This window comes from Nocardioides sp. ChNu-99 (assembly GCF_029493445.1).
GTDB lineage: Bacteria > Actinomycetota > Actinomycetes > Propionibacteriales > Nocardioidaceae > Nocardioides.
Genome location: NZ_JAHWBL010000039.1, coordinates 22864 through 32072 on the forward strand (window position 1 = coordinate 22864; position 9209 = coordinate 32072).

7 protein-coding genes and 1 tRNA gene are annotated in these 9209 nt (G+C 71.9%); 2 read left to right on the forward strand and 6 right to left on the reverse strand.

The window, feature by feature from the left end:
* Positions 1-27: 27 nt before the first annotated feature.
* Genes KK617_RS13145 through KK617_RS13170 form a run of 6 tightly spaced genes read right to left on the reverse strand, consistent with a single transcriptional unit; the run spans position 28 to position 7325 of the window.
* Positions 28-1599, reverse strand: a complete 1572-nt coding sequence (locus tag KK617_RS13145) for a serine/threonine-protein kinase (protein WP_277500501.1) — start codon at positions 1597-1599, stop codon at positions 28-30.
* On the reverse strand, positions 1596-3062 hold the full coding sequence (locus tag KK617_RS13150) for a penicillin-binding protein 2 (protein ID WP_277500502.1): 1467 nt from the start codon (positions 3060-3062) through the stop codon (positions 1596-1598). The genes KK617_RS13145 and KK617_RS13150 overlap by 4 nt, the downstream gene beginning before the upstream one ends.
* A complete protein-coding gene (locus KK617_RS13155) occupies positions 3059-4459 on the reverse strand; it encodes an FtsW/RodA/SpoVE family cell cycle protein (RefSeq protein WP_277500503.1) in 1401 nt (466 codons plus the stop codon). Before KK617_RS13155 ends, KK617_RS13150 begins: the two co-directional genes overlap by 4 nt.
* Positions 4456-6126, reverse strand: coding sequence for a protein phosphatase 2C domain-containing protein (locus KK617_RS13160; RefSeq protein ID WP_277500504.1), 1671 nt, complete (start codon positions 6124-6126; stop codon positions 4456-4458). Before KK617_RS13160 ends, KK617_RS13155 begins: the two co-directional genes overlap by 4 nt.
* Positions 6127-6132: 6 nt before the next feature.
* On the reverse strand, positions 6133-6600 hold the full coding sequence (locus KK617_RS13165; RefSeq protein WP_277500505.1) for an FHA domain-containing protein: 468 nt from the start codon (positions 6598-6600) through the stop codon (positions 6133-6135).
* Positions 6597-7325: a DUF3662 and FHA domain-containing protein gene (locus KK617_RS13170; RefSeq protein ID WP_277500506.1), complete on the reverse strand. Its 729-nt coding sequence runs from the start codon at positions 7323-7325 to the stop codon at positions 6597-6599. The genes KK617_RS13165 and KK617_RS13170 overlap by 4 nt, the downstream gene beginning before the upstream one ends.
* Before the next feature lie 243 nt (positions 7326-7568).
* Here KK617_RS13170 and KK617_RS13175 point away from each other — a divergent pair.
* A tRNA-Leu gene (locus KK617_RS13175) sits at positions 7569-7652 on the forward strand.
* Between the two features lie 108 nt (positions 7653-7760).
* The gene (locus KK617_RS13180) at positions 7761-9101 is read left to right on the forward strand and encodes a site-specific integrase (protein WP_277500507.1); all 1341 of its coding nucleotides are present in this window, start codon (positions 7761-7763) and stop codon (positions 9099-9101) included.
* Positions 9102-9209: the final 108 nt, after the last annotated feature.

The window sequence follows — 9209 nt, forward strand, 5'->3', positions numbered from 1 at the left end:
GTCCATCGGGCCTGTCGTCGTCATCGCTCAGGGCGCAGCCGTCGTCGGGGCGGTCGTCTGGGCGCCCCCGTTGCCGTTGCCGTTCCCCGCACCGTTGCCGTTCCCGTTCCCGTTGCCGTTCCCGGCGCCCTCGTCCTCGTCCTCGGTGGGCTCGGGCTCCGGCTCCGGACCCCAGTAGCGCACCGTCACGGTGTCGCCGGCCTCGAGGTTCGTGGTCGGGGTGACGTCGGTGACGACCCCCTCGATCTCGCCGCCGGGGTTGTCGCGCTCGTCGCGGACGACGCGCAGGCCCTCCCCCTCCAGCTCGGAGGCGACGTCGTCGATGTCGCGGCCCACGTAGTCCTGGGCGTCGATGTCGAACGTCTCCGGCTCCGCCGGCTCCTCGCTCGTCGGCTCCTCGGTGGTCGGCTCCTCCTCCGTGGGCTCCTCGCTCGTGGGCTCGGTCGAGGGCGGCGCGGAGGTCGTCGCGGGCGTGGTCGGGGTGTCGACCGGGTCGTCGTCGTTCCCGCTCGTGGCGACGGCCAGCCAGATCAGCAGGCCGACGAGCAGCAGCGCGAGGGCGCCCGCGACCCACGGCAGGGCGCTCCTGCGCCGCGGCTCGTCGTCCACGCGCTCCACGGTGGTCGCGGCGACCGGGGCCACGGGGGCCGCCGCCGCGATCGGCCGCGACGGGGGCGGCAGCGGCGCGCCGACCCCGGTCAGGACCTGGGTGCTGTCGTCCGCCGCGCCCACGGCCGCGGCCGTGCCGGGCAGGGCGGAGGGGTCGCGCAGGGCGCGGGCGAACGTCGTACCGTCCGCGAAGCGGTCGCCGGGAGCCTTGGCCAGCGCGCGGCGCACGACGTTCGCGAGGCCGGGGGGCACGTCGCCGGGCAGGTCCGGCACGGGGTCGCGCAGGTGGGCCAGGGCGGTCGCGACCGCGGTCTCGGCCACGAAGGGCCGGCGGCCGGCGAGGCACTCGAAGGCGACGACGCCGAGCGAGTAGACGTCGGCCTCGGGGCCGGCGTTCTGGCCCTGGGCCTGCTCGGGCGAGATGTACTGCGGCGTGCCCATGACCATGCCGGTCTGGGTGAGCGAGACGGTGTCGCCGGCCCGCGCGATGCCGAAGTCGGTGATCTTGACCGTGCGGTCGCGGGTGACGAGCAGGTTCGCCGGCTTGATGTCGCGGTGCACGATGCCCGCGCGGTGCGCGGCCCCGATGCCGTCCGCCGCCTGCGCCAGGATGTCGGTCGCGATCGCCGGGTCCATCGGCTGGCCCGGACGCAGCAGCGCGGAGAGCGGCTGGCCCTCGACGAGCTCCATCACCAGGTAGGGGCGCGGGGTCGACGAGCCGTCGGTCGGCGCCGCCTGCCCGAAGTCGAAGACGCCCGCCACGTTGGGGTGGTGCAGGGCGGCCGCGTTGCGGGCCTCGGTCTCGAACCGGCCGCGGAACGACGGGTCGTCGGCGTACTCGGGCTTCAGCAGCTTCACCGCCACCGTGCGGCCGAGCACCGTGTCCTCGGCCCGCCAGACCTCGCCCATCCCCCCGGTCGCGATGCGCGACTCCAGCCGGTAGCGGCGGGCGTCGTCCGCGAAGCGCTCGGTCGTCGTCTGGTCGCTCATTCGTCTCCCACTCCCAGGGCCTGCTCCATGACGGCCTTCGCGATGGGGCCGCCGAGCCGGCCTCCCGCGATCTCCTCGGTGGCGGAGACGTTCTGCAGCATCACCGCGACCGCCACCTGCTCGCCGTCCCGTTCGGCGTACGACACGAACCAGGCGTACGGGCGGCACCCGTCGCAGTTCTCCGCCGTACCTGTCTTGCCCCCGACCTCGACGCCGTCGATGCGCGCCGGACCGGCCGTGCCGTCCTCGACGGTGTTCACCATCATCTCGCGCAGGACCCCGGCGGTGCGCTCGCTCGTCGCCCGGTCCATCTCCTCCGGGTCGGTGCGCGAGAGCACCTCGAGGTCGGGGGAGGTGATCTGGTCGACGACGTAGGGGCGCATGGGCACACCGTCGTTCGCGATCGTCGCGGCCACCATCGCCATCTGCAGCGGGGTGGCGCGCACGTCCTGCTGGCCGATGCCCGACTTGGCCAGCAGGTCGTCGGAGGCGTTGTCGGGGTACGCCGACTCCACCGCCCCCGGCAGGTCCTCGAGCTCGACCGCGTTGAAGCCGAAGGCCTCCGCGGTCTCGGTCATCTGCTCCTGGCCGACGTCGACGGCCATCCGGAGGAACGTGGTGTTGCACGACTGCTCGAGCGCCTGGCTGAAGGGGATCGTGTCCGTGCCGCAGCTGCGCCCGCCGTTCCCGATGGACGTGCTCGTCCCGGGCAGCGTGTAGGAGCTGCCGCCGGGCACCTGCGAGCCGGCGTCGAGGTCGGGATCGGCCTCGAGCGCGGCGGCGGCCGTGACCAGCTTGAACGTCGAGCCGGGCGGCAGCGTGGTGCCGACGGCTCGGTTGTCGAGCGGCGAGCCCTCGGCGTCCTGCAGCGCCTGGTAGTTGGCGTCGACCTGGCCGGCGTCGCGCAGCGCGAGGTCGTTGGGGTCGAACGAGGGCAGCGACACGGAGGCCAGGATGCGTCCGGTGCTCGGCTCCAGGGCGACGACCGCGCCCTGCACGTCGTCGCCGAGGCCGACGAGCTCCTCGTAGGCGACCTGCTGCACGGCGGGGTCGATGGTCAGCCCGACGTTGCTGCCCGCGGGGTCGCGGTTGGCGACGATGTCGCCCAGCTGGTTGACGAAGAGGCTGGGGTCGTCGCCCGACAGCACCGCGTTCTGCGAGCGCTCCAGGATCGTCTGGTTGCCGTAGTAGAACCAGCCGGTCAGGTGCGCGTAGGGCAGCGGCACCGGGTAGGTCCGCTGGAAGCGGTAGCGGTCGTCCACCGGCACGCTCTCCGCGATCGCCAGGTCGCCCGCGACGATCGAGCCGCGCTGCGCCGAGAAGCGGGCCTCGAGCACGCGGCCGTTTCCCGCCCGCTCGTTGAGCGACTCGGCGCGGAAGAACTGCAGGTTGGTCGCCTGGGCGAGCAGGGCGACGAAGAGGAGCAGGCAGAAGACGCCCACGGTGCGGATCGGCTTGTTCACGCCTTGACCACCTTCACGACCTGGGTGGCCTCGTCCGCGCCCGCGTCGGGGCCGTCGTACGCGTCCTCCATGCTCGGCAGCGGGCGCCGCGCCTGGTCGGAGATGCGCAGCAGCAGGGCGACGAGCACCCAGTTCGCGACGAGGGAGGACCCGCCGTACGACAGGAACGGCGTGGTGAGGCCGGTGAGCGGGATGAGCGTGGTGACGCCGCCGACGACGACGAAGACCTGCAGGGCGACGATCCCGGCCAGCCCCGTCGCGACCAGCTTGCCGAAGCCGTCGCGGCAGACCAGCGCGGTGCGCAGGCCGCGCTCGACGATGACGCCGAACATGAGGATGACCGCCATGACGCCGGTGAGGCCGAGCTCCTCGCCGATGGCGCCGAGGATGAAGTCGGACTCCGCGTAGGGGATGCGGTCGGGCCGGCCCTCACCGAAGCCGCGGCCCAGCAGCCCGCCCCACGCCATGCCGAACATCGACTCGACCAGCTGGTAGGAGCCGGGCGTGCGGTCGACGTAGTCGAACGGGTGCAGCCAGATCTCGAAGCGGTTCCGCACGTGGCTGAAGGCCTGGTAGCCGAAGAACGCGCCCGCGGCGAAGAGCGTGCCGCCGACCAGCAGCCAGCCCGCGCGCTCGGTCGCGACGTACAGCAGCGCCAGGAAGAGGCCGAAGAACAGCAGCGAGGAGCCGAGGTCGCGCTGGAAGACGAGGATGCCGAGGCTGATGAGCCACATGCCGAGGATCGGGCCGAGGTCGCGCCCGCGGGGCAGGTCGACGAACAGCACCCGGCGTCCCGCGAGGGCCAGGGCGTCGCGGTGGAGCACGAGGTAGCCGGAGAACGTGACGACGAGCAGGATCTTCGCGATCTCGCCGGGCTGGAAGCTGAAGCCGAGCACGTTGATCCAGATGCGCGCGCCGTTGATCGTGGTGCCGATGAACGGCAGCAGCGGCAGCAGCAGCAGCGCGATCGCCACCAGGCCCGAGGTGTAGGTGTAGCGCTGCAGCAGCCGGTGGTCGCGCAGCAGCGTGATGGTGGCGATGAAGAGCGCCACGCCGAGCGTCATCCAGATCAGCTGCTGGCGCGCGAAGCTCGAGTCGTCGGCGAGGTCGAGGCGGTGGATGACCGCGAGACCCAGGCCGTTCAGCGCGGCGACGACGGGCAGGAGGACCGGGTCGGCGTACTGCGCCGTCATCCGGATCGCCACGTGCGCCGCGATCATGAGGACGGCGAGCCAGCCGGTGTAGCCGACCATGTCGGCCGGGATGGTGCCCTCGATGCCGAGGCCCACCGCGGCGTACGCCCCCGCCCCGACGCACAGCGACAGGATGAGCAGGAAGAGCTCCGCCCCCCGGCGGGGACGGTGCACGAAGGCCGGGGTGGCGCCGCTGTCGCTCATCGCCCGGCCCCGGCGCCGAGGAGCGCCGCGCTCCCCGCGCCCGCCGCGGTGTCGGTGGTGCCCGTGTCGCCCGTCTGCGTGGTCGGCGGCTTCGAGGCGTCGTCACCCGGGGCCGAGGGGGTCGCGGGCGCCGTCGGGGTCGTGGGCGTCGGGTCGGCCGGGTCCGTCGGGTCGGTGGTCGAGCCGGCCTCGTCGGCGGCGTCGGCGGCGAACGCGGCCACCCGCTCCTCGGCGTCGGCCAGGTCGTCGGCGGCGATGCCCTCCTCGAGCCGGGTCGCGACGGAGTCGGACAGGTCGGCGACGTCGACGTCGCTCGTCTCGTAGGGCTCCGAGAGCGGGATCCCGAGCAGGTCGGTGGTGAGGCCGCGGTGGATCGCGACCTTCCCCTCGTGCTCACCCACGTAGAACTGCCGCTGGCTCCAGGCGTACGCCGCGCCCGCCGCCGCCGCGAGCAGGCCGAGCGCGACGAGGGTGAGGAAGAGCCGCTTCACCCACACGAAGCGACGCGGCGGCAGGGGCGCGTAGCGGGCGGCCTCGGGGTCGACGGGGTCGGACGGGATCACGAAGCCGACCGACTCCGGCAGGTCGGCCGGGACCGGGTCGATCTCGCCCGTGTCGCCGGAGCGGTGGCCGCGGAACAGGCCGGTGATGCCCGCGCCGCTGCCCGCGAGGGCACGGCGCGGCAGCTCGGCCGCGGCGCCCACGAGCTGGGGCTCGGCGTCGACCGCCTGGGTGGTCACGTCGGCCACGATGCAGGTGACGTTGTCGGTGCTGCCCGCCTCGAGGCTGGCGCGGACCAGCTCCACGGCGGCGAAGTCCGGCGTACCCGTGCCGAGGATGTCGGCGAGCCGGGCGTCGTCGAGCACGCCGCAGGCGCCGTCGCTGCACAGCAGCAGCCGGTCGCCCTGGGCCACGTCGACGGTGAACAGGTCGGGGTCGGTCTCGTGCACCCCGTCGAGGGCCTTGAGGATGAGGTTGCGGTGCGGGTGCGTGCGCGCCTCGTCCTCGGTGATGCGGCCCTCGTCGATGAGGCTCTGCACGAAGGTGTGGTCCTTCGTCAGCTGCGTGATCTCGCCGGAGCGGTAGAGGTACGCGCGGGAGTCGCCCACGTGCGCCACGCCGATGCGGGCGCCGTCGAACAGCGCGACCGTGGCCGTCGTGCTCGTGCCGTTGAGGTCGGGGTCGTCGTCGACGAGCTCGCCGATCCTGGTGTGGGCGCGCAGCAGACCGCCCGCGACCTGGCCGAGGAGGTCCTCGGAGGCGGCCGTCTCGTCGAGCCGGCGCAGCTGGGCGACCGCCGTGCTGGAGGCGACGTCGCCGCGTGCCGCGCCGCCCACGCCGTCGCAGACCGCGAGGAGGCGGGCGCCGGCGTACCCCGAGTCCTGGTTGTCCTTGCGCACCCGCCCCACGTCGGAGACGGCGGCGAAGTCGAGGTGGAGGCCCACCGGGTCGCCCGGCACCATCGGCACCTCGCCCGTGGTCTCCGTGGGGCTGATCTCGGTGTAGTCGGGGTGACCGGTGCCGTCGGCCCCCAGCCGCACCCGCTGGCTGGGGCGGGTGGCGTCGTCGAGGGGGGCGAGGGGCTGCTCGTCGGGGCGCAGGACGGGCACCTCGCGGGTGGGCTCGTCGTCGCCGGGAAGGCCCGGACCGCTGGGAGGAGTGGTCACGGGGGCCTACTTCCGCAGCTCGAGGATCGTCTTGCCGATGCGGACCTGCGCGCCGAGGGTGAGCGTGGTCGGCTGGGAGATCCGCGCGGAGCCGACGTACGTGCCGTTCGTGGAGCCGAGGTCCTCGACGAACCACTGGTCGCCCGACTGCGCGATCCGCGCGTGGCGGGTCGAGACGTAGTCGTCGTCGAGGCGGATCGCGGCGTCGGAGCCGCGGCCGATGAGGATGGGGCGGCCGTCGAGCTCGGCCCGCTCCCCGGAGTTGGCGCCCTGCACCACGAGCACGTGGGTCGGCGCGCCCCGCCGCTTGGGGGGCTGCTGCTTGGGGGCCTTCTTCGCCTTCGCGGCTCCGGCGGCGGCCGGCATGCGGGCGCCGAACATGTCGGCGCGCACCACGGAGACAGCGGCCAGCACGAAGATCCAGAGGATCGCCAGGTAGCCGAACCGGATCAGCAGCAGGGTCAGCTCGCTCACCAGGCGTCCTCCGTGACCAGTCGGACCGTCATCGTCGTGTTGCCGATCCGCACCTGCGTGCCGTCGTCGACCGGCGACTGCGCGAGCTTGCGCCCGTCCACGAGCATGCCGTTGGTCGAGCCGAGGTCGTGCACGGAGACGAGCAGCGGGCTGCCGTCCTCGGCGCGACCGGTGGCGACGCGGAACTCGATGTGCCGCCGGCTGACGCCGGGGTCGTTGATGCGGACGTCGGCGTCCGTGCCGCGGCCGATCACGAGACCGGGCGGCGCGAGCGGGTGGTGGGTGCCGTTGACCTCGAGGTACGCCGCCGCCCGCCCCAGCTGGGTGTCGGTGGCGTTGCTCGTGACCTTCGCCTGGGCGCGGCTGCGCACCCGCAGGCGCCCGGTCGGCAGGTCGTCGGCCAGCTCGAAGTCGATGCTGACGGGCCCGGGGAAGACGTAGGACTGCTGCTCGGCGTGGTCGCGGAGCGAGTCCGCCATCTCCTGGGCCAGCGTCGAGGAGTACGGCGCGAGCCGGTCCAGGTCGGAGCGGGAGAGCTCGACGTGGAAGTCGTTGGGCACCAGGCGGCGGTCGCGGCTGAGGATCTGCGCGTTGTTGTCGACCTCGCGCTGGAGCGCCGCGGAGATCTCCACCGGCTGCACGGCGCTGCGGAAGGCGCGGGCGAAGACGCCGGAGATCACCGACTCGAGCCGGTTCTCGAAGCGCTGGAAGCCGCCGCCGCTCATCCACCCTCCTCCCTGCGCCCCGTCGGGGCCGTCGTGTCTGGTCCGTGCTGGTCTGCGGGCACCCGCGACCGGCCCACCGGGCGCGGGCTGTGCCCGATCGTAACCATGGGGGGTGCGTCCACCTACGCCATCGGGTGGGGGTCGGGGTGCTTCCAGAGGTCTTCCCCGCCGACGCCGGGCGGATCGTGCCCGGGCCCGGTTTGGGAAAGGGAGCAGGGTCGGGATAACGTTGCCGGGCTTCACGCGCGAGTGGCGGAATAGGCAGACGCGCACGGTTCAGGTCCGTGTGTCCGAAAGGACGTGGGGGTTCAACTCCCCCCTCGCGCACGTGAGTGGCCCCGGGGATGACCTGGGGCTTTACTCATTTCCGGAGTTAGCCTGAGCCCCCAAGGGCGCACGAAGGGTGCACCAGCCTCTACTCGGAGAGGTTTGGACGTGGCATACATCGAGAAGCGGCGCCGCACCGACGGCGGGATCTCGGCGCGCGTGAAGTGGCGCCTGGGAGGCACGCGGGACGGCGCGGTACAGCTCGAGGTCTTCAGCGCGGGCACCGACGCGCAGAACCTCGCCCGGGCCGAGGGCTTCAAGAAGATGGTGGACGCTGCCGGCCAGCGATGGCCAGACGGCTGGGTGAAGGGCGAGGGCTTCGTCCGACCAGCCAGCGAGGCAGATCCGCTCACTGAGCCGCCGCGTTTCGTTGACATCGGCGAGGAATACGTCCGCCAGATCGTCGACCTCTCGCCCGGCCAGCGCAAGCGCTATCTGGGCCACCTCCGCGTGCTTGAAGTAACCAGGATCCGAGGATCGCTGATCTTCACCAAGCCGGTCACGGCGATCAGCGAGGCAGACCTCAAGGACTGGTTGATCGACTGGGACCGGTCCCTCAAGACGAAGGCGAACTATCACGGCCTGATCCACGGAGTCTTCGGATACGCAGTCAAGCGCGGCTGGCTGTCGGCGAACCCTGCCGTCGGGACGGCCCCACGGATGTCCAGGGTGAAGCAGTCACGACCGGAGCTGCGGTTCCTTACGGAACGAGAACTGCAGCGTGCGGTCGAGCTGGCCGGACCCTACGCCGACCTCCTGACCGTGGCCGTGGGCACCGGCATGCGGTTCGGCGAACTCGGAGCTCTCTGGGTTTCCGATGTGGACCTCGAGCGCCGCACAGTCCGAATCAACAAGGCGTGGAAGCGCAACGGAGAGGACGATGCCACTGACGTTCCAGGGTGGCTCGCCAAGCTGTTGAAGCCCAAGCACACGATGCGCGACCACCACTTGGGCGTGCCCAAGACAACCAAGTCGCGCCGGACGATCACCATCTCGCCCGCCCTGGTCACCGTCTTGCGCAAGCGCATTGAAGGCAAGGCTGCTGATGACTTCGTGTTCGTTTCAAACGCTGGATACCCGCTGCACAACGGGGACTTCAGCACGCACGTGTGGCGAAAGCTGATGACGGCGCTCGAGGCCGAAGGCATTGCTCGATTCCGATTCCATGACCTGCGGCATACCCACGTCGCGTGGTTGGTGGCTGGCGGCGCGCCCTTGCCTCACATCCAGGCCCGGTTAGGGCATGAGTCGATCACGACGACGATCGACACCTATGGCCACCTGCTCCCAGCTGGTGACGAACTCATCTCCGGCATCATCGACACTGCATTGACCGGAGGGACGATCCGCCCCGGCCCTGGATCGTCGATGGGAAAGAAGGGCAAGGGAAAGAAGTCCGAGAAGCGCACCAAGCCGGCTCGGGATCAGGGTGAACCGTCACGGGTTTGATGCCGCTTCCTTGTGAGTCAAGGAGGATGAGCACATGCCTAAGAAGGTGGATCCCGCTGTGAAGGAGCGGGCGATTCGGATGGTCGCGGAGCACCGCGGCGACTACAG